Source organism: Mesorhizobium sp. KACC 23794, from assembly GCF_052180275.1.
Classification (GTDB): domain Bacteria; phylum Pseudomonadota; class Alphaproteobacteria; order Rhizobiales; family Rhizobiaceae; genus Kumtagia.
Genome location: NZ_CP197465.1, coordinates 3,988,338 through 4,006,414, shown reverse-complemented (window position 1 = coordinate 4,006,414; position 18,077 = coordinate 3,988,338). Strand labels below are relative to the sequence as shown.

Annotated in this window: 19 protein-coding genes and 1 tRNA gene; 8 read left to right on the top strand and 12 right to left on the bottom strand. The window is 60.1% G+C overall.

Annotation, left to right across the window (positions count from 1 at the left end; all coding sequences use genetic code 11):
• Nucleotides 1-58 precede the first annotated feature (58 nt).
• The 7 genes from ACSBOB_RS19655 (at nucleotide 59) to ACSBOB_RS19625 (ending at nucleotide 6,521) form a co-directional block, all read left to right on the top strand.
• Nucleotides 59-1,993, top strand: a complete 1,935-nt coding sequence (locus ACSBOB_RS19655) for a bifunctional 5-dehydro-2-deoxygluconokinase/5-dehydro-2-deoxyphosphogluconate aldolase (protein ID WP_442577773.1) — start codon at nucleotides 59-61, stop codon at nucleotides 1,991-1,993.
• A 35-nt stretch (nucleotides 1,994-2,028) separates the two neighbouring features.
• Nucleotides 2,029-3,873: a 3D-(3,5/4)-trihydroxycyclohexane-1,2-dione acylhydrolase (decyclizing) gene (iolD, locus tag ACSBOB_RS19650; protein WP_442577772.1), complete on the top strand. Its 1,845-nt coding sequence runs from the start codon at nucleotides 2,029-2,031 to the stop codon at nucleotides 3,871-3,873.
• 9 nt (nucleotides 3,874-3,882) lie between these two features.
• Nucleotides 3,883-4,251 carry a hypothetical protein gene (locus tag ACSBOB_RS19645; protein WP_442577771.1) on the top strand — a complete coding sequence of 123 codons (369 nt, stop codon included), beginning with the start codon at nucleotides 3,883-3,885 and terminating at the stop codon, nucleotides 4,249-4,251.
• A 52-nt stretch (nucleotides 4,252-4,303) separates the two neighbouring features.
• Nucleotides 4,304-5,221, top strand: a complete 918-nt coding sequence (gene iolE / locus ACSBOB_RS19640; RefSeq protein ID WP_442577770.1) for a myo-inosose-2 dehydratase — start codon at nucleotides 4,304-4,306, stop codon at nucleotides 5,219-5,221.
• Nucleotides 5,222-5,294: 73 nt separating this feature from the next.
• Nucleotides 5,295-5,504, top strand: coding sequence for a DUF3329 domain-containing protein (locus ACSBOB_RS19635; RefSeq protein WP_442577769.1), 210 nt, complete (start codon nucleotides 5,295-5,297; stop codon nucleotides 5,502-5,504).
• 5 nt (nucleotides 5,505-5,509) lie between these two features.
• The gene (gene iolB / locus ACSBOB_RS19630; RefSeq protein ID WP_442577768.1) at nucleotides 5,510-6,307 is read left to right on the top strand and encodes a 5-deoxy-glucuronate isomerase; all 798 of its coding nucleotides are present in this window, start codon (nucleotides 5,510-5,512) and stop codon (nucleotides 6,305-6,307) included.
• 137 nt (nucleotides 6,308-6,444) lie between these two features.
• Nucleotides 6,445-6,521: transfer RNA gene (locus ACSBOB_RS19625), tRNA-Pro, on the top strand.
• A 131-nt stretch (nucleotides 6,522-6,652) separates the two neighbouring features.
• Here the strand turns inward: ACSBOB_RS19625 and ACSBOB_RS19620 are convergent.
• A complete protein-coding gene (locus ACSBOB_RS19620) occupies nucleotides 6,653-7,696 on the bottom strand; it encodes a DUF4145 domain-containing protein (RefSeq protein WP_442577767.1) in 1,044 nt (347 codons plus the stop codon).
• Nucleotides 7,697-8,062: 366 nt separating this feature from the next.
• Here ACSBOB_RS19620 and ACSBOB_RS19615 point away from each other — a divergent pair, with 366 nt between their 5' ends.
• Nucleotides 8,063-8,905 (top strand): hypothetical protein, encoded by an 843-nt coding sequence (locus ACSBOB_RS19615; RefSeq protein WP_442577766.1) that lies wholly within the window; start codon nucleotides 8,063-8,065, stop codon nucleotides 8,903-8,905.
• Between the two features lie 30 nt (nucleotides 8,906-8,935).
• Here ACSBOB_RS19615 and ACSBOB_RS19610 read toward each other — a convergent pair whose 3' ends face one another.
• From ACSBOB_RS19610 to ACSBOB_RS19560, 11 genes are all read right to left on the bottom strand, one after another.
• Complete coding sequence (locus ACSBOB_RS19610; protein ID WP_442577765.1) at nucleotides 8,936-9,292, bottom strand: hypothetical protein; 357 nt, start codon at nucleotides 9,290-9,292, stop codon at nucleotides 8,936-8,938.
• A gap of 2 nt (nucleotides 9,293-9,294) precedes the next feature.
• Nucleotides 9,295-9,570: a hypothetical protein gene (locus tag ACSBOB_RS19605; protein ID WP_442577764.1), complete on the bottom strand. Its 276-nt coding sequence runs from the start codon at nucleotides 9,568-9,570 to the stop codon at nucleotides 9,295-9,297.
• Between the two features lie 109 nt (nucleotides 9,571-9,679).
• A complete protein-coding gene (locus tag ACSBOB_RS19600; RefSeq protein WP_442577763.1) occupies nucleotides 9,680-10,333 on the bottom strand; it encodes a hypothetical protein in 654 nt (217 codons plus the stop codon).
• 3 nt (nucleotides 10,334-10,336) lie between these two features.
• A complete protein-coding gene (locus ACSBOB_RS19595) occupies nucleotides 10,337-10,618 on the bottom strand; it encodes a hypothetical protein (protein ID WP_442577762.1) in 282 nt (93 codons plus the stop codon).
• Nucleotides 10,615-11,067 carry a hypothetical protein gene (locus ACSBOB_RS19590; RefSeq protein ID WP_442577761.1) on the bottom strand — a complete coding sequence of 151 codons (453 nt, stop codon included), beginning with the start codon at nucleotides 11,065-11,067 and terminating at the stop codon, nucleotides 10,615-10,617. Before ACSBOB_RS19590 ends, ACSBOB_RS19595 begins: the two co-directional genes overlap by 4 nt.
• Before the next feature lie 364 nt (nucleotides 11,068-11,431).
• Nucleotides 11,432-11,698, bottom strand: coding sequence for a hypothetical protein (locus tag ACSBOB_RS19585; RefSeq protein ID WP_442577760.1), 267 nt, complete (start codon nucleotides 11,696-11,698; stop codon nucleotides 11,432-11,434).
• Nucleotides 11,695-11,895 (bottom strand): hypothetical protein, encoded by a 201-nt coding sequence (locus ACSBOB_RS19580; RefSeq protein ID WP_442577759.1) that lies wholly within the window; start codon nucleotides 11,893-11,895, stop codon nucleotides 11,695-11,697. The genes ACSBOB_RS19585 and ACSBOB_RS19580 overlap by 4 nt, the downstream gene beginning before the upstream one ends.
• A 584-nt stretch (nucleotides 11,896-12,479) precedes the next feature.
• Nucleotides 12,480-15,059 carry a hypothetical protein gene (locus tag ACSBOB_RS19575; RefSeq protein WP_442577758.1) on the bottom strand — a complete coding sequence of 860 codons (2,580 nt, stop codon included), beginning with the start codon at nucleotides 15,057-15,059 and terminating at the stop codon, nucleotides 12,480-12,482.
• Between the two features lie 665 nt (nucleotides 15,060-15,724).
• The gene (locus ACSBOB_RS19570) at nucleotides 15,725-15,934 is read right to left on the bottom strand and encodes a helix-turn-helix domain-containing protein (protein WP_442577757.1); all 210 of its coding nucleotides are present in this window, start codon (nucleotides 15,932-15,934) and stop codon (nucleotides 15,725-15,727) included.
• Between the two features lie 90 nt (nucleotides 15,935-16,024).
• Complete coding sequence (locus ACSBOB_RS19565) at nucleotides 16,025-16,690, bottom strand: hypothetical protein (protein ID WP_442577756.1); 666 nt, start codon at nucleotides 16,688-16,690, stop codon at nucleotides 16,025-16,027.
• Nucleotides 16,690-18,030 carry a tyrosine-type recombinase/integrase gene (locus ACSBOB_RS19560; RefSeq protein ID WP_442577755.1) on the bottom strand — a complete coding sequence of 447 codons (1,341 nt, stop codon included), beginning with the start codon at nucleotides 18,028-18,030 and terminating at the stop codon, nucleotides 16,690-16,692. Before ACSBOB_RS19560 ends, ACSBOB_RS19565 begins: the two co-directional genes overlap by 1 nt.
• Nucleotides 18,031-18,077 lie beyond the last annotated feature (47 nt).

The window sequence follows — 18,077 nt, the reverse complement described above, 5'->3', positions numbered from 1 at the left end:
AGGCATCGTAACGCGCAGGGCCGGCGGGTGGCGCGTCTTTCGACGATGGGAGGCGATCATGGCGAATCCGCCGGACGGAAATACGGCTGAACTCGATGTCATAACCATGGGCCGCGCGTCCGTGGATCTCTATGGGCAGCAGATCGGCTCTCGCCTGGAAGACATAACCTCCTTCGCCAAATCGGTTGGCGGCTGCCCCGCCAACATCGCCATCGGCACCGCGCGGCTCGGCCTGCGTTCGGCGCTGCTGACGCGGGTCGGCGACGAGCAGATGGGCCGCTTCATCCGCGAGCAGATGCGCCGCGAGGGCGTGTCGGTCGACGGGCTGGTCACCGACAAGGAGCGGCTGACGGCACTGGTGCTTCTGGCGGTGGAGGAGGAAGGCGTCTCGCCGATGATCTTCGTCCGCACCGACTGCGCCGACATGGCGCTGAATCCGGACGACGTCGACGAAGCCTTCGTCGCGTCGGCGCGCGCTGTGGTGGTCACCGGCACGCATTTCTCCCGTCCCAACACCGAGGCGGCGCAGCGCAAGGCGATAAAAATCGCCAAGGCGCATGGCCGCAAGGTGGTGTTCGATATCGACTATCGGCCGAACCTCTGGGGCCTTGCCGGCCATGCGGCCGGTTTCGAGCGTTATGTGAAGTCCGACCGGGTTTCGAGCCAGCTCAAATCCGTGCTGCCGGATTGCGACCTGATCGTCGGCACCGAAGAAGAGATCATGATCGCTTCCGGCGCCGACGATCCGCTGAGCGCGCTGAAGGCGATCCGCGCCGTATCGCAGGCGACGATCGTGCTGAAGCGCGGCGCCATGGGCTGCATCGTCTATGACGGTCCGATCAGCGACGATCTTGAGGACGGCATCGTCGGCAAGGGGTTCCCGATCGAGGTGTTCAACGTGCTCGGGGCCGGCGACGCCTTCATGTCCGGCCTGTTGCGCGGCTGGCTGGGCGGCGAGAGTCTCGAGACGGCGGCGACCTGGGCAAATGCCTGCGGCGCCTTCGCGGTGTCGAGGCTGCTTTGTTCGCCGGAATACCCGACCTGGGCGGAGCTGACCTATTTCCTCTATCACGGCAGTCCGCACCGCGCGCTGCGCAAGGACGAGACGATCAACACTATCCACTGGGCGACGACGCGCCGCCGCGAAATCCCGTCGCTGATGGCGCTGGCGATCGACCACCGCGTCCAACTCGAAGAGGCTGCCGCCGCGGCCGGCGTAGACGCCAAGAAGATCGGGCAATTCAAGGTTCTGGCCGTCAAGGCGGCGGCACGCGTCGCCAATGGGCGTGACGGCTACGGCATGCTGATCGACGAGAAGCATGGCCGCGACGCCATGTTCGAGTTCGCGCGGCATCCCTTCGCCTGGCTCGGCCGCCCGGTCGAGCTGCCGGGGTCGCGGCCGCTGCGCTTCGAGTTCAGCCAGGATATCGGCTCGCAACTGGTGGAATGGCCGGTCGAGCACTGCATCAAATGCCTGTGCTTCTATCATCCCGACGATCCGGCGGCGCTAAAACTGGAACAGCAGGAAAAACTGCGCACCTTGTTCGAGGCGGCGCGCAAGGTGGGGCGCGAACTGCTGGTTGAGATCATCGCCGGCAAGCACGGCCCGCTCGCCGAGGACACGGTTCCACGCGCCCTGGAAGAGCTTTATGCGCTAGGCATCAAGCCGGACTGGTGGAAGCTGGAGCCGCAGAGTTCCGCTGCCGCGTGGCGGCGCATCGGCGCTGTCATCGAAAGCAACGATCCGCTTTGCCGCGGCGTGGTGCTGCTCGGGCTCGAAGCGCCGGAGAACGAGCTTGTCCAGGCGTTTCGCGCCACCGTCGAGGCGCCGGTGGTGAAAGGCTTTGCCGTCGGCCGTACCATCTTCATGGAGCCGGCGGAGCGCTGGTTCGCGGGCAAGATCGGCGACGAGGAAGCGATTGCCGAGATGGCCGGGCGTTTCGAGCGGCTGACCTCGGCGTGGCTTGCGGAGCGCAGCCGCAAGGCGGCATAATCCGCAAAAAATCCGGCACGGTTCGGGAGGAACGAATGACCAAGACCATCCGCCTGACCATGGCGCAGGCGCTGACGCGCTTTATGACCCGCCAGATGACCGAGATCGACGGCCGAAAAGTGCCGATCTTCGGGGGTGTCTGGGCGATCTTCGGACATGGCAATGTGGCCGGCGTCGGCGAGGCGCTCTACCAGGTCCGCGACGAACTCCCGACCTATCGCGCGCACAACGAGCAGGGCATGGCGCATGCGGCGATCGCCTTCGCCAAGGCGAGTTTCCGCCGCCGCTTCATGGCCGCGACCTCGTCGATCGGGCCGGGCGCCACCAACATGGTGACGGCGGCCGCCCTCGCGCATGTCAACCGCATCCCGCTGCTGCTGCTTCCCGGCGACGTCTTCGCCAACCGCGCGCCCGACCCGGTGCTGCAACAGGTGGAGGACTGGGCCGACGGCACCGTCTCCGCCAACGATTGTTTTCGGCCGGTCAGCCGCTATTTCGACCGCATCACCCGGCCGGAGCAGATCATGTCCGCGCTCAACCGCGCCATGCAGGTTCTGACCGATCCCGCCGAATGCGGACCGGTTACGCTCAGCCTCTGCCAGGACGTGCAGGCTGAAGCCTTTGATTATCCGGAAAGTTTCTTCGAGGAACGTCTGTGGATCCCGCGCCGCCCGCGGCCGGATGAGCACGAATTCGAGGCCGCCGTCTCGGCGCTGAAGAAAGCCGAGAAACCGGTGATCATAGCCGGCGGCGGCGTGCTGTATTCGGAGGCGACGGGAACGCTGAAGGCTTTTGCCGAGAAGCACGGCATCCCGGTGATGGAGACCAATGCTGGCAAGTCGAGCCTGCCGCACGACCACCCGCTCAATATGGGCTCTGTGGGTGTGACCGGTTCGTCGGCGTCCAACCTGCTTGCGGAGCAGGCTGATGTGGTGCTGGCGGTCGGCTCGCGCCTGCAGGATTTTACCACCGGCTCCTGGGCGCTGTTCAAGGCGGACGGCGTAAAGATCATCGGACTGAACGCGCAGCCCTTCGATGCAGGCAAACATCGCGCGCTGCCTCTGGTCGCCGACGCCAAAGCCGGGCTGGAGGCGCTGGAATCCAGCCTCGGCGGCTGGAAATCGCCCGATGCCTGGGTGGCGACGGCGAAGGCCGCCAAGACCGACTGGCTGAAGGCGGCGAAAGCGGTCACCGACCCGACCAATGCGCTGCCGTCGGACGCACATGTCATCGGCGCAGTGCATCGCGCGCGCGGCTCCAAGGCGACGCTGGTCTGCGCGTCGGGCGGGCTGCCCGGCGAATTGCACAAGCTATGGCCGGCCGGCGCACCGGGCAGCTATCACATGGAATACGGTTTTTCGACCATGGGCTACGAGATCGCCGGCGGGCTAGGGGTGAAACTTGCCAAGCCGGACGACGACGTCATCGTCATGCTCGGCGACGGCAGCTACATGATGATGAATTCCGAGATCGCCACCTCGGTGATGATCGGCCAGAAACTGACCATCGTCGTGCTCGACAATCGTGGCTTCGGTTGCATCAACCGGCTGCAGATGGCGACCGGCGGGGCGAACTTCAACAATCTGCTCAAGGACGCGAAACACGAGATTCTGCCGGAGATCGATTTTGCGGCACACGCCGCCTCGATGGGCGCGGTGGCGCGCAAGGTCGCGTCGATCGCCGAACTGGAGCGCGCGCTGAAGGAGGCCGAGGCAGACACGAAAACCTCGGTGATCGTCATCGACACCGATCCGCTGATCTCGACGGATGCCGGCGGCCACTGGTGGGATGTCGCGGTGCCGGAGGTTTCCGTGCGGCCGAGCGTCAACAAGGCGCGCAAGGACTATGAGGAAGCGTTGAAGCAGCGCGTGAGCGTATGAAGATACCGAATGTCAGATAGCGCTTTCACCGCTGTAGACGTCAGCAAGATCGTCGAGGATCAATTCGCGACCATGCCCGTGAATACGGCTGAGAGGATTAGAAGAAATCTGGTCGAACCTTACCTCTCGGAACGTCCTTGGTCATACGGCCCTGAACTGTTCCAGTGTTGGATCGTCGTGGTCGATGACAAGAGAAGCAGCGGCACCGGCATCGCGTTTTGCAGGGAGGGCGTTGGGACGCCGGAGTTGAAGTGGATATTGCTCTGGGCCGTCCCGGACAGTGGCTATGAGCATTTGGGCCAGGATTCGAGCTGGTTTGCGTCGCTGGAGGCGGCGTTTAGTGACTCGTTCATGTCAACGGACCCTGACGATAACTAGATAGAGGCGCCCGTATGAGATCGGGAGCGCTTGGGAAATCGGAGCAAGAACATTGAAAGCCAAACTGGGCATGTCCCCCATCGCGTGGTGGAACGACGACCTCGTGGAACTCAGTGACGACGTGTCGCTGGAGGAGTGTCTTCGCCAGTCGCGCTCGGCGGGTTTTACCGGCATGGAGAAGGGCAGGCGCTTTCCCGAAGACCCGGAAATCATGCTGCCGATCCTGAAACAGGCGGACGTGACGCTCTGCGGCGGCTGGTTCTCCGGCACGCTGGTCAACGAGGAGCTTGCGGCCAACAAGGACCGCATCCAGCCGATGATCGACCTGTTCAAGGCGGTGAACGCGCCCTGCATCGTCTATGGCGAGGTCGGCCGCTCGATCCAGGGCGACCGCTCGAAACCGTTGGCGGGCAAGGCCGTGCTGTCCGACGATGAGATGAAGGCCTATGCGAAGCGTATGACCGAGTTCGGCGAATGGTGCGCCGGGCAGGGCATGCCGCTTTCTTATCACCACCACATGGCGGCGGTCGTCCAGTTCGAGCACGAGCTCGACGCCTTCATGAGTTTTTCGGGCGAGGGGATCCCGCTACTGCTTGACGCCGGGCACCTGGCCTTTGCCGGCGGCGACGTGCTGCGCGCCATCGACAGGCACCACAAGCGCATCAGCCACGTGCATGTGAAGGACATCCGCCAGCCGGTGATCGACGGGCTCGACTGGTCGAAGCAGTCGTTCCTCGATGCGGTGGCGCTGGGCGCCTTCACCGTACCCGGCGATGGCTCGCTGGATTTCGGCGCCATCGTCCAGAAATTCGCCGACTACGGTTATGAGGGCTGGTTCGTTGTCGAGGCCGAGCAGGACCCGCGAAAAAACCCGCCGCTGAGAATGGCACAGGTTGGCCACAAGGAATTGATGCGGGTAATGTCGGCGGCCGGCTACACGGTGGAAACACAGGGTTTTGCGGCCGCCTGAGCGTGGTATGAGGGAGGCGCGCGGTTGCATGCAGCCGCCGGAAGGTAAGCAGAACCCAACGGATACCACCCTCATGGCCAACGACCGAGATCACCCCTGGCTCCGCCCGCTCTGGCGTCGCGTCGCCATCGTCGCGCTGTGCGCGATCTGGTCGGGCATCGAGTTCTACAGCGGCCAGGCGTTCTGGGGCACACTTGCCGGCGGCATGGCGGTCTACGCAGCCTGGATGTATCTGTGGACGTATCCGAAGCCGCAGGAGCCGCAGGAACAGCAAAAGGAATGACGGAAATGTCGAAGCTTCTGGTCAAGCGCAAAGCCGGTGACGGGCTGGTCGCAAAGATCACGCCCGAAGGCGCCGGCTGGGGTTACGTCGGCTTCGAGCTTCACCGGCTGAAGCCGGGCCAGACGGCATCGGCACCGACGGGGTCGCAGGAAGCCTGCCTGGTCTTCGTGACGGGAAAAGGCGAGGCTGTGGCCGACGGCGAGGATTTCGGCGTACTCGGCGGGCGCATGTCGCCGTTCGAGGGAAAACCCTGGTCGCTCTACGTCCCGCAGGATTCGCAATGGTCCGTCACCGCCGAGACCGACCTCGAACTCGCCGTCTGCCTGGCGCCGGGACTGGGCAAGGGCCTGCCGGCGCGGGTGATCGGCCCCGACGACGTCAAACAGGAAGTGCGCGGCAAGGGCACCAACACCCGCTACGTCACCAACATCCTGCCGGAGGGCGAGCCCGCCGATTCGCTGCTGGTGGTCGAGGTGATCACGCCGGGCGGCCATACGTCGAGCTATCCGCCGCATAAGCACGACCAGGACAATCTGCCGGCGGAATCCTATCTCGAAGAGACCTACTACCACCGCCTCAATCCGCCCCAGGGGTTCGGGTTCCAGCGCGTCTATACCGATGATCGCTCAGTCGACGAGACGATGGCGGTGGAGGACGGCGACATCGTCATGGTGCCCAGGGGTTATCACCCCTGTGCAGCCTGCCACGGCTACGACCTCTATTATCTCAACGTCATGGCCGGGCCGAAGCGGACGTGGAAATTCCACAACGCGCCCGAGCACGAATGGCTGATGAAGACATAGGCTCCCGTCGCTTTCCGGACGGGCGAGGGTGACGGGGCTTCATCGGCCGGCGGGCTGCGCGCCTGGTCGAAATCAAATGGATATGGACCGAAGTCCGAACTTGCTTTGCGGCCGGGTCCACCCTAAAGGGAGCCGACCGGAGTGTAGCGCAGCCTGGTAGCGCACCTGATTTGGGATCAGGGGGTCGCAGGTTCGAATCCTGCCACTCCGACCAAAAACCCAAGAAAATCAATTGGTTATGAATGGGTCGCAGACAGGGCGCGACCCTTCGAATTTCGTGTCCGTACGATGTCCGCCGGAAGGGCCGATTCGCGGAGAGGGATCGGGGCGGCATCCGTGCCGGTCTTAGCTGGTGCGCCCTTTTCGCGGTGGTGTCGATTTACGAATTTCCTCAGCGGCCCCGGAAAGCACGAATGCCCTGTGCAGGAAATTTTCAATAATATCTACGATCTGCCCAAGGCGTTCCGATGTAGGATTATAACCGCGATGAGCAGATGCGTTGCCAGCGTCAGCCATCGCGTCCAGGGTTTCCTTCTCCTGCGAAGTGATGAACCCCCCTGCCACCAGCCCAGCTAGTTTCGCCTCAAACCCGCCCTTGGGATCGTCCTGAAGCAGCAGATACCCGGCACGGTCGAGAAGCGTGCGGGCACCGATCGAAGCGAGCACCCTCGTGCCAAAATTGAGAGCGGCATAGAGTTCTTCCAAAACGTCCCTGAGAACATCATCTGCAATGCCGTCCGCCCATTTTGGCTTCGCCCGAACCGTCGGCGGCGGAAAAGATTTTTCCTGCACACCCGGCCGCATCACTTCTCTCCCGTACTCGTCACGATCGATGTAATCCCATTCGGAAAACCAGAATCGATGACGGAAGGATAGACCATCGCATCCGCAACATTGCAGGACTTCGCATGTGTCCCTCCAGGATGTTGCGCCATCGCTCCCGTCAACGACATATTCCGCGCGGACCCAAGAATTCTTAAGGCCATGACATTTGTTGCAGTGCGCCTTCTCAACTCGATCGACCTTCGGCGCGCTCTGAGTTGGTGCGTTTTCGTCAGCCGCTACTTCCTTCGGTGCGGGCATAAGTTTCGACCAACCCTTGGCAGTGATAGATAGGCAGTGGTCGGGAATGAAGGCAATTAGCCCATCACTCCCGGCGCGGGAGATCAGGTCATCAACGCGGCCACCATCGATGGTTCCTATTATTGCCGTTAAATCCTCTTCGTCTGGCAGCTCAACGACGCCAAGCTGGTCATCACCCAAATGCGCCGCAGCCCACGCCAAGAGATTCATCATCTGTCGCTCGATGGGTGGAAGTTGCTGCTTGACCATCTCATCGAGATTGACCGAGTTGATCTCCGCCCATTCCGCGTTGGTCCTCTCGGACATCAGCCTAGTGGCGTGACTTAGGCGAGCGACGGCCTTCTTATCCCCACTGGGAAGGCGAGACTCGAGCATGGCCAACGCCGAACCTGTGATCTGAAATTTACCACATTTTCGGCATTCGACCCTTCGATAGTCGCCACCGGATGGCTGCTCAAGATTTGCGGGGGTTTTGCAGATAGGACAGGACATTTGTTCCTCTGCTGGTGCATAAACGACGGCAGGGATTAACCAACCTCCTATCACTGTCAATGTGCTACGAGCGTAATGCCTACGCCGCATCTGAGCGGCAGGGACGCTCCGGAGAAGTTGCCTGTGAACAAGGCACCGCCCTAGTTAGTTGGCAGCGGCAAATTGTCGTATAGATGCCGCATGACCAGCAATCAGCCGTATATCCCCTTCTCACAGCGCACCGGCCTCGAGCCGATCCCTCCGCAGCTAAAGCTGCGCCAAGTCTCTGACGAGTTGCGCCGACTGTTAGACTACTACTTAGGCCTTGAAATCGACCGAGCGCCTCGCTCGGGAATGTACAGTCAAAATATCGGCGTCCCTTGGAGACGGGTCGCAATGGACTTTCACGTCGTTTTCCTCAACAAAGATGCTGCCACCTTCGAAGCGGAGACAGATAATTTCCGGCGCACGATAAGGGTCTTTATCCAGCAGGAAAAGATCGGAAAACTGTTTAATCTCGTAGAATTCTTCATCCGCCATCCATTTTCTAGTAGGGAATTGAAGACCGATCTCGCAGGTGCATTCGTCACTGCTCGCGCAGCTTACCGCATCATAGACGGACTTGTCGTCGCCATCGGAACAGACGAACAAGCGGTGGCGTTCGCCGGTGCAATTGCGGACACAGAGGCGAACAGCGCGGGTGCAGCGCGAGCGCATCTCGTTGCGGCAGGTTCAGCGCTACGCAATTCCGATTGGGCAGGATGTATCAGGGAGAGTATCCACGCGGTCGAAGCAACCGCACTTCGGCTTGCTCCCGGCACAGCCACACTAGGACCGGCACTCACAGCGCTCGAAAAGCAGGGGCACGTCCACGGTGGTTTGAAGGCCGCTTTCGGCGCGCTCTATGGATATTCGAGCGACGAGAAGGGTATCCGCCACTCTCTTGTGTTCAAGGACGAAGCACAGGTCGATGAGACGGACGCATTGTTCATGCTGGGGGCTTGCGCGTCTTTCGTCTCGTACCTGCTGGCGCGAACCAAGTGACGGTAATGGCGGGGTTCGCCCGCCGGGTACTCAATGCTTCGTCTCGTCGGCGTCGGTATCGACAATCTCACCAGCGGCGCGGGCGATGATCCCACTGATCGCGCTGGTGAACCGTTCCGCATCGCCGCTCGTGATCTCGTGCTGGATGGGACCGCCCTCTGCGCCGGTCAACGCGACGTTCTGAGCGGGCTTGCCGTAGGCGCGGTTCAAGATTTCGACGGCGGCGGCCAATTGGATGCTCTCGTTCTTGGAACGTGTCATCAAATGCACCAAGCGCTTCATCGCAGCGTCTGCGTGCTGTCGCGCCGCGACCCTACCGTCAATGCCGAGCGCATCGGTTGATCCAGCGGGTCTGCCCACAGGGCGTCCAGTCGGTTTCTTCGCCATAGTCAAAACTCCTTCGGTTGATGATTCTTGCTCTTCACGATGGCGATGTACCGGGCGCAGGCATCGACCTCGCCACGCAGAACGCCGTCAGCAATCGCGCATTGCGCCTTGTCCAGCATGTCGTCTTCGATGCTGGTGCGCAGCGCTTGCATCTCGGGATGCTTCTGCATGAAGGCGTGCAGCGTCGGTCTGCTGACCTTGAGCAGGACCGCGGCCTCGCTGAGGATCGCGCCGGACTTATGCAGCGCCTTGCTGACTCTCTGTGGTGATAGTTTCATGACGGGTTCCTTTCGGTAGCGGAAAAGAGCCGGGAGAGGCCGAGGAACAACCCCTCCCGGCAACACGCCGTCCCACAACAGGAGAGAAGAGGACGGCGGTAACGTACGTCTACGCGGCAGGCGGTTCGACGCCCAATTGCGTTGCCGCCCTGACCGCTTCGGCGTGACCGTCCTGAAGCATCCGGCGAAGCTCGAAAGCACGGAAGAACGCCTTCTCGTCTTCGATCCGCTGGAGGTGACGTGCTTCCGCCTCAGCCAGGCTCGCGAGTTCCGCCTTGCGGCCTTCGGCGTTGTCGGCGTGGAAATCGATCTTGCGCTGAAGATCGCGGCGCTTGCGGTCGGCTTCCGCCTGTGCTGCCGCCGCCTGCCGCGCATCGAGTTTGCGCAACCATCCGCGAATATGGGTCGCTTGCACGATCGCGTCCGCATCGTCGGACGTGACATTCGCGGGTTTCAGGTTGCCGAATCCAAGGACGCGCCAGCGTCCATCGGGAGGGTTGCCGGTTTGAAAGTAACGCTTTTGCGCGGCGAGTGCTTCCGCATTGGATGGTGCCCGCGCCGGTTTGTTGCGGCGTAAGGCAACGTCTATCGATGCCAGTCGCTTCTCGGCATGCTCCCGCCCTTGGCCACCGTTCATGGTGCGTGACCGCTCGTTCTCAAACAGCGGCCACTCCGGGCAGGCCTCCGGATCAGGCCAAAGGATGGCGGGGTCGAAGATAAGCGTGAGGTCGATCGTCTCGCGGGTGGCGGTCATCGTGTCCATTGATCAATCCTCCGCCTTCGGCAAGCGGTAACCGTGGCTCTGCGCCCGGTTCACCAGCTGCGCCCGGTCGTCACCAGCAGAAGGCAGCTTGTATGCGGCGAGACCCTTGGGAGGCGCTGCTGTGCTGACAGCGGCGTTGCCTCGTTGGGCAGGCGCGATGTTGGCGAAGAGAGGCGCAATGGCCTTCTTGATCTCGTTCTCGATGTTCGCCCGCAGACCGTCCAAAGACGGATCATCCGGAAGAACGCTTTCGATGACTCTGGACGTTTGGATTGGCAGTTTCATTGCATGCTCCATTGGCTAGGAATTAATTCCCCTGTGGTCGGCAGGGGCGTGGTCATGGGAGGGGCGCGGTGCCCGAGCGACAAGCGCGGTTGTCGGCGTGGCGGATCGGACAGGTGATGTTCCGGCAGGGGTTTCACATAGGCGCAGCGACCGTCGATCGAACCGTAAGAGACGACCTGTCCCCACCCGTCGAGTTCGATGAGCAGTTCGCCATCTCGGGAGATTAGCGCGGTGATCACCCTCGCTTTGCGGTTGCCAACGGCGACATCCCGCGCGCGCTTTGGGTCGGGGTGGGAGAGAATGAAGCTGTCTCGGATCGCGTGGTCGATGTATCCGTCCTTCTCGGTGCGATATTCGACATCGCAATAAACGGCGCCGTCATCGTACCCGGGCCACGTTTGACTATGTATTCGCCACTTTGCTAGTTTAACTATCATCATCCCAAGCATTGTCTTGCATCCTCTGCACCAATATTGCCCTTCTCCGAGGTTCCGACAATTTCGTCCCACAGGTGCCGAAAGATATACAAGCGAAATTTTCGACGTTGTTTAAGGGACGGAAAGTATTGAAGGTCGGCGTCGAAAGTCGCCCAAAATTAGAGAATCAAGAGCAATGGGATGCGCAATAAAAATCGAGTGCATGCAATGCGGACGATGACGGGACGTAAACTGCGGCGCACGCCCGTTTATCTTCGTCCGTGAGCGTGCTCGGCGCATTCGACGTGCCCGAGGGCGGGCGACGCGGAAAACGCGCTGTACGGCAAAGAAAAACCCCGGCACGATGGCCGGGGTCAGATACGCTGTTGCGGATCGATCAGACCCCGCGCAAGGACTCGTTGGCGCAGGAGGCGTCCCGATCGGTGGTGAGGCAATAGAAGCGCGTCTTCGCTGTCGCCGGGTTCATCCCAACCGCAGCGCAGGCGGCGAGGAAGGTGGCGCGATCTTGCTTCGGATCGGCCCAGAAGATTTTGCGGGCCTGAGCGAAAGCGCCGTCTTGCACGCTCGCCACAGGAACGGGTTTCGTTGCCTTCGCCTTGCGCTTCGTCTCGGTGGCGGGCTTCGTCTCGGTGGCGGGCGTCATTGTGCGACACCCCGTCCGATGGCAGGCACGTCGGTCATCGTGGCGACGATCTCGCTGGGCAGGATGACGCTCACGTTGAAGATGTTGGCATCGTCGGGCGTTTCGAAGATAAGCGTCTTCGTGCCGTCGCCGTCCGCGATCTCGATCAGTTCAAGGCGCTGGTTGCGCAGGCGGGCGAGCAGTTCGTCGTATGTCATGATTTCATCTCCGTGCAGCGGCATCATCGCCGCCCGAAGACGTTCTCGACTTTGGTTCGCGCTGGCACCGTGCATTCTCGTCTAAGTTATCGGACATCGTGCGGACACAACTATCGATAGCGGCGGCGTCAGTTCGAAAATCCAACGTGGTAGGGGCGCAGGTCGTCTGTCTTGCAATCAGATATAGGCGCGGCGGGCTGGGATTCGATGCTGACCACAAGGGTGCCGCCTGCTGATGCGATCTTCGAAACGAACCTGCTAAAATGATGCGAAACCCCCTAAAAAACCCCCTTATTCTCGTCAAAAAACTCAACGACATCAATCAATTAACGAATTGGGGATTTTAACATTTAGGGATGATAATATTCGTTCTTTTCAACACAAGATAGAGGACGGCAGATGGGCGGCGTTGCTTTCGCCTCCACTGTGGTCATCTTGGCCTTGCTTATTTGTTCGTTCGCTCGAACTCCCTAAACTGAAATCCTTAAATACCTAAGCGATTGAAAATATTGCACAAAATCGCCAAATTACGAGGTTCTCGCGTCTATTTATGGGGTTTTTCCGAACCCCATAAAGGGCGAACTTCAATCGGTATCGGCAAGATTGATGTAAGTTGTTGGACGACCGCGTTTCAGTGACGGAACTTTATTCTCAATCAGATAGCCGTCTTCTTCTAAAAAGCGTCTCAGCGCTTTTGAAACTCGCTCATCAGATTTTTGGGTTGGATGATTCTTGAAGGTTTTCTGATTCTTCATCTTGTCGCGTAATTTGTTAAGCGGCACGCCTCCGTTCTTGCGCCAATCCTTGTCCGCTTTGAGCAAGTCGATCAGTGCCGCCCTTGTGCACAGCCATTCGTCATCTACCTTGTCGCCTATCTCACCGGTGTCGAAGTCGGACAGGATATGCGCGAAACATTGCAGCACATAACCGAATGACCATTGATACTGCTCGACCGTTATTTCTGGTATAAAGGGATTCTCGAGAACGGCGAGCGTGCCGGCAATTCGTTTTGCTATGACTGCCACGCGATTGAGCGAGACATAAGGTTTCGGAGTATGACCGTTCTGCGCGCTTTTGACGATGATCTCGGCCTGCTGTTCAAGCGCCCATACAAGATCTTCCACTCCATGGGCGAACCCAATTTCGGTCAACAGCGGGAGGGCGGCATTGGGATCGTATTCGTAGGCAGCGTCTAGATTGTCTGCATCCAGCAGCAAATTCTTCAAGCGATCCCGAAGCCAGTCAGGCAAGTCCCGCACGATCTCTCGATCCGGGACCATACTGCCAGCGGCTCCGTTGTGTCGAATGACCAGCGTGCGAGCCAGGAAACCGTCCAGTGCATCGCCGTCACGCAATTGGAACTTGTCAACAGGCAACGTCCAAAAGGTACTCTGACTGATGTTGTTGACCGGCGTTTCGCCAGATTTGTTTGCCTCTCTGGAATGCGGTGCCGAGAAAAATGCATCGTGCCGGTTGAAGTCGTGTAGATTGTTGTAGCTGTCGCGCAATCCGTAGTCTGTATTGCTGCGGGGATTTGCCATCGAATTGAGCATCTGACCGCATTCATCCACGATCCAGACACCAGCGGGACAGGCTATAAACTTATTCATCACCCCTTGAATGGATGACGCTCCGTTGCCGTCACTCATCCGCTTAGGAACCTCCTTCGTCGGGGTGTTCTGATAGGCAGCGTCATATGCTGCTCGGACAAAACCCCGCCACGGAGTGATCGACTGCCCCTTGCCGGCACCGGATGGGGCCGCGAGAATGATGTTTAGTGCTGTTCCAGTCCTCAGTTTACCGCCGAGTTTGTACCGACGACCGATGATGCCGGACAACGTCGCCAGCGTTGCAGGGATCGCGAATCTAAGAAACGGCACCTTGCTTGCGCGCATAGCCGCCTCAACGTAGTGGCCGACCATGCCGGGAGGCGCAGTCAACGCCCTCTTGTAGTGATCTGGAATCTGCCAAAAGTGATCCAGCATGAATGCGCTGGTGATCGAGCGACCGCCAAGCTGAGTGTGCTGATCCAGAAGCCTGTCCAAATCTTCCGCTGATACCTGCATCCGCTCTTCCTCTGTTTTCTCGAATGCCTCCCGCAGTTGCCGACCGTGTTCGAGGAGGGGTTGTCTATCGCGAAGCTTAGGGGTGTTTTTTGGCCGGACACGCGCCAGCACAGTACCGAAGTTGCGAGCTGCCTTGTGCGCCCGCGTCTCGCCATTCGTCGTCGGCGGCGCGTTCAGCACCAATGGCGATCCCATGATGATGCGCCGGACCTGCTCAACGCTGCCGCTGACCTCGTCCAGGGTGCCGACGACCGCAATGAACGTGTCCGACCACTCGCCGGGGAGGTGTCCTTGCTGAGCGTCAAACCGCGGGGAGAAGCTGTTCTGCTTCTGCCTCGCCCTATACAGCACCTCTTCGTCCCTCAGATCGAGGCGCCTCCCGCCATCCGTCGTATCGGTCAGCGCGCCCCCGGAAGCGGCCTCTCTTTGTGGCATGCTAGCGGCGATTTCGTCCGCCAAGTCTTGCTGATCCGTGATCGTGTCGCGTCTAAAGACCTCGCCGGTCATCGGATCGTGATACTCGACGACATCGCCGGTCATCGTGAAGAAGCGCTTGTTGTGATATACTTCTAACTGCAAGGGAGTCGATTTTTTGCCATCGAATGGCAGTTTCCCCTTGGCTATGATGTGGATGCCTTTGCCGGACGGCGACCGCTCGACATAGGAGGTCGTGTTCTTGTGAATCTGCCGTTCAAGTGCCTGCCGGCGTTCGCGGAACTGCGGCGGCACCTTTTCAATGTCATCGATGTCGATACCGAAGTACGGGTCATCCGCGGTGAAGACAAACCCAATACCAGCGATGCCCTTCACTGTGGCGGCAACGTGCACCGCTTCATCGAACGTCCCCCACGTCGCCGGATCATTAACCTCGGCATTCTCATATGGCCGGTTCGGATTGAACGGCGGCTTGGTGATCTTGCCTTCACGCTCAACGGCACGCCAAACCACCCATTGGTCGCGCCGCCGCAGTTCGATTGGGATGCTATCGAAGCGCGACGGCACCCCTCGGGGCGGAGTGACGGTCAGGTCGCTGGGATTTAGGGTGTCCATGTGTTTACGTCTTTCGTTGTTGGGGACGTAGATTTCATTTTCCTGCATCCTTCCTGACCCTCGCGAAGCCGCCGCCTCGCGAGGGTTCTTTTTTCACTTTGCCATCTCGACCAGTTCAATACGGCGACTGCATCCACATGACTTGGTGTTGCCGTTTCGAAGTACGTACCCGACAGCCACAGTGCTGTTTCCGCAGTCGCATCGGCAGCGCCAATAGATTTCGCCGCGGTTCAGGCTTCGACGCCCTGAATCTTCAACAACGGTCAGTCGCCCAAACTTCAGACCGATCATTTCAACTTTCTTTGGCATCTGCATATCCTCGTCCGCGTCTCGATACTGTTCTCGAACATGCATGTCGCTAAGCGCGTAGAGATGCCAAGCGCGAAAAGGGGTGCCGATCACTTCATTGGGTGAACAGCACCCGCGCAATCGGCTCCATGCGGTGAACGATCGTTTTTGCGCTCGGGCCTGGGCCCTCGCACCGGCTCGAAACGCCCAATATTTCCGGGCAAAACTCGCCGCACAGCGACGTTGCGCCCCTGCGATGTAGGCGAGGGCGTCGCGGCGGAAACGCCTTTCACGCGCCCGTAAATCACGCCCTCTGATGTCCCATCATTGGGTCGCCGTCGCTATCCGTTTGAATTGATTGGATGGTCCGCGACTAGCGGGCAGTCATGTCCGCGTTACGTCCGCGAAAGGGCAGGGGACTACGGTCAGCGGCCCCGTCTTGTCGGGTTCGGATGCCGCTCGTGCTTTTCGATCCAGCGGGCGACGGATTCGCGTTTAAAGAAAACGCGCTTGCCGAACTTCGTGCTCGGCAGCCCGTCCGGCTGGTTTTGATAGCGGATGATGGTGCGGGGGTTCAGCCCCATTTCCCGGGCAAGTTCATCCCGGGTCAGATATCCATCGAGAAGGGCGGTCATGGCGGCGTTCCGTGCGCGTTGCTTGATGCACCGAACGTAATTCGCGACAGTTGGTGGCGCGTGGGGCAAAGGGGGGTAATAGGGGGAAATTCAATTACCCGTTCTCATCGCCTCGAACTCTTTGGTCCACTTCTCGATCCAATAGCGGAGATAGTCGTTGGTGGGTGTGTACCCGATCGCCGTGTCTCTCGCCATTTCCTCTGCGAGCCAAGTTTCCGCTTTGCTAGGATACCATTTGACATCCGTAGGGTCTGGCGAACCCTCATGTTCGCATTTCGCGAAGAATCTCTTTTTGATCCTGTCGAGCTGAGCCTTGGGTTTCCGCCCCCTGTTCGCCCTCGCCTTCGGCACCCCTGTGGTCGGTTCCGCGCTTTCAGGTATCTGGTGGTTCAGCCACCAGAGGTTCGGCTCCTGCGGAAGGTCGACAAGCAGCGCGGCGCGCAACTTCTCGCCCATCCCCAGCGGCACATAGACCTGTGCCTCGTGCCATTCCCCAAGGTGTTGCGACCAACTCGTCCGCCGCAGCGTTCCCGTTAGCAGGGCGCGGATATCGACGCTGCTCTCAAGATTGAACAACGCCAGCCATTCGTCCGATTCCGCTCGCCGTACCTCGATCGCGAGAAGATTCTCGCGCATAAATCTGTCAAGTCGACGCCGCAACGTCGCATCGTCAATTTCTGCCGCCACCGGGCCGAGTTCGTCGGCGATCGGGACGAGCAGGTTTTCAGGGGTAGGGCCGTGCGAAAACGAGAACATCACGCGCTACCCGTTGTCGGATCAGCAGAAGGTTTGCCGCTGAGAATCGCGCCTGCGGATTCGCCCGCCTTCCGCAGCGACTTTGTGTTGATATGCGCATACCGCTCGGTCGTGGCGGAATTGGCGTGACCGAGCAGTTTCCCGATGATCGGCAGGGAATGACCCTCTGACACCAGCACCGACGCATAGGTGTGCCGCAGATCGTGGATGCGGAAGTTGGTGATCTCCGCCGCCTTCAAAATCTCGGCCCATGCCTTCTTGATCTCGGTCAGGTATGCGCTGCCCGCCTGACCGGGGAACACATAGTCGCCAGCGCCGCTTTCCCGATTCTCGGCATCAGCGCGGATCGAGGTGAGCAACTCAATGGCGTGACTGCTGAGGTTGACCACATGCTTTTTGTTCTGCTTGGTCGTGCTCGCGGGTTTCGTCCAGACGCCTTTTTTCAGGTCGAACTGCTCCCACCGTACGCCCTCCTTGTCGTAGCGCTTGCCGTTCGCAATTAGACTGGTGCCAAGCAGTTCACCGGATCGCGCGCCCGTCAGCATCAGCAGTCGGATGACGTTCGCCGATTGAAGCGCCCGAGCGTCAACATAGGTGCCGCCGTCCTTGCGGGTGCGGATCGGGTAGGCGTCGAGCGCGGACCACAGGCGAGCAAGTTCGTCATCGTCCAGGTATCGCTCGACGTTCGTTTCGCTGTTCTTCTGGATGTGCTTCGTGGGGTCGTGCTGCACCCAAATGCCGTTGACCTCCTGTCGGGGGAAGGGCCATTCCCATTGGTGAACGGCCTCGCTCAGCATCTTGGACAGTACGGCGACAACGCGGTTCGCCTTGACCTTCTTGCCGGTCTTGGTGATCTTTTCGTGCAGTTTTTTGACCTGCTTCCGTTCCAACGCAACGATCATCGTGCTGCCAAGTTCGGGGCGAATCTCGTTGTTGATCATCGCTGTGTAGTCGCGGATCGTCGGCGGGCGCTTGCTCGGCAGGTAGTCGGTGAGGAAGCGGTCGCACATGTCGGCGACGGTCTTGGCATTGAGTTTGGCGGCGGCCTCGGCCTTGCGTTCTTCCTCCCGCTCGCCCAAAGGATCGCCGCCAACGTCGATCTCGCGCTTGAGTTTCTTCGCCTGTTCCCGGGCGACGGTCGTTTTCCACTCAGCGACCGACCCGATGGTGATCCGCCGTTCTGCGCCTATCTTGGTGCGATAGTTGAGGATGAACGACTTCGCGCCCTTGGCCGTCACCCGAATCCCAAACCCCTTGACCTCGGCATCGTATGTGATCGCCATGCCTTTCGAGGGGAGGGGCAACTGCTTGATAAGCGCGTCCGTAAGTTCAATCGCCATGGTCGTGTCCGCCCTGTGTCCGTAAAAATAACGATCACATACGTCCA

Bases quoted from the DNA above. Each gene is read 5' to 3' on its own strand.
- ACSBOB_RS19655 (WP_442577773.1), top strand. From the start codon at position 59: ATGGCGAATCCGCCGGACGGAAATACGGCTGAACTCGATGTCATAACC.
- iolD (WP_442577772.1), top strand. From the start codon at position 2,029: ATGACCAAGACCATCCGCCTGACCATGGCGCAGGCGCTGACGCGCTTT.
- ACSBOB_RS19645 (WP_442577771.1), top strand. From the start codon at position 3,883: ATGTCAGATAGCGCTTTCACCGCTGTAGACGTCAGCAAGATCGTCGAG.
- ACSBOB_RS19635 (WP_442577769.1), top strand. From the start codon at position 5,295: ATGGCCAACGACCGAGATCACCCCTGGCTCCGCCCGCTCTGGCGTCGC.
- iolB (WP_442577768.1), top strand. From the start codon at position 5,510: ATGTCGAAGCTTCTGGTCAAGCGCAAAGCCGGTGACGGGCTGGTCGCA.
- ACSBOB_RS19620 (WP_442577767.1), bottom strand. From the start codon at position 7,696: ATGTCCGAGAGGACCAACGCGGAATGGGCGGAGATCAACTCGGTCAAT.
- ACSBOB_RS19615 (WP_442577766.1), top strand. From the start codon at position 8,063: ATGACCAGCAATCAGCCGTATATCCCCTTCTCACAGCGCACCGGCCTC.
- ACSBOB_RS19610 (WP_442577765.1), bottom strand. From the start codon at position 9,292: ATGGCGAAGAAACCGACTGGACGCCCTGTGGGCAGACCCGCTGGATCA.
- ACSBOB_RS19605 (WP_442577764.1), bottom strand. From the start codon at position 9,570: ATGAAACTATCACCACAGAGAGTCAGCAAGGCGCTGCATAAGTCCGGC.
- ACSBOB_RS19600 (WP_442577763.1), bottom strand. From the start codon at position 10,333: ATGGACACGATGACCGCCACCCGCGAGACGATCGACCTCACGCTTATC.
- ACSBOB_RS19595 (WP_442577762.1), bottom strand. From the start codon at position 10,618: ATGAAACTGCCAATCCAAACGTCCAGAGTCATCGAAAGCGTTCTTCCG.
- ACSBOB_RS19590 (WP_442577761.1), bottom strand. From the start codon at position 11,067: ATGCTTGGGATGATGATAGTTAAACTAGCAAAGTGGCGAATACATAGT.
- ACSBOB_RS19585 (WP_442577760.1), bottom strand. From the start codon at position 11,698: ATGACGCCCGCCACCGAGACGAAGCCCGCCACCGAGACGAAGCGCAAG.
- ACSBOB_RS19580 (WP_442577759.1), bottom strand. From the start codon at position 11,895: ATGACATACGACGAACTGCTCGCCCGCCTGCGCAACCAGCGCCTTGAA.
- ACSBOB_RS19575 (WP_442577758.1), bottom strand. From the start codon at position 15,059: ATGCAGGAAAATGAAATCTACGTCCCCAACAACGAAAGACGTAAACAC.
- ACSBOB_RS19570 (WP_442577757.1), bottom strand. From the start codon at position 15,934: ATGACCGCCCTTCTCGATGGATATCTGACCCGGGATGAACTTGCCCGG.
- ACSBOB_RS19565 (WP_442577756.1), bottom strand. From the start codon at position 16,690: ATGTTCTCGTTTTCGCACGGCCCTACCCCTGAAAACCTGCTCGTCCCG.
- ACSBOB_RS19560 (WP_442577755.1), bottom strand. From the start codon at position 18,030: ATGGCGATTGAACTTACGGACGCGCTTATCAAGCAGTTGCCCCTCCCC.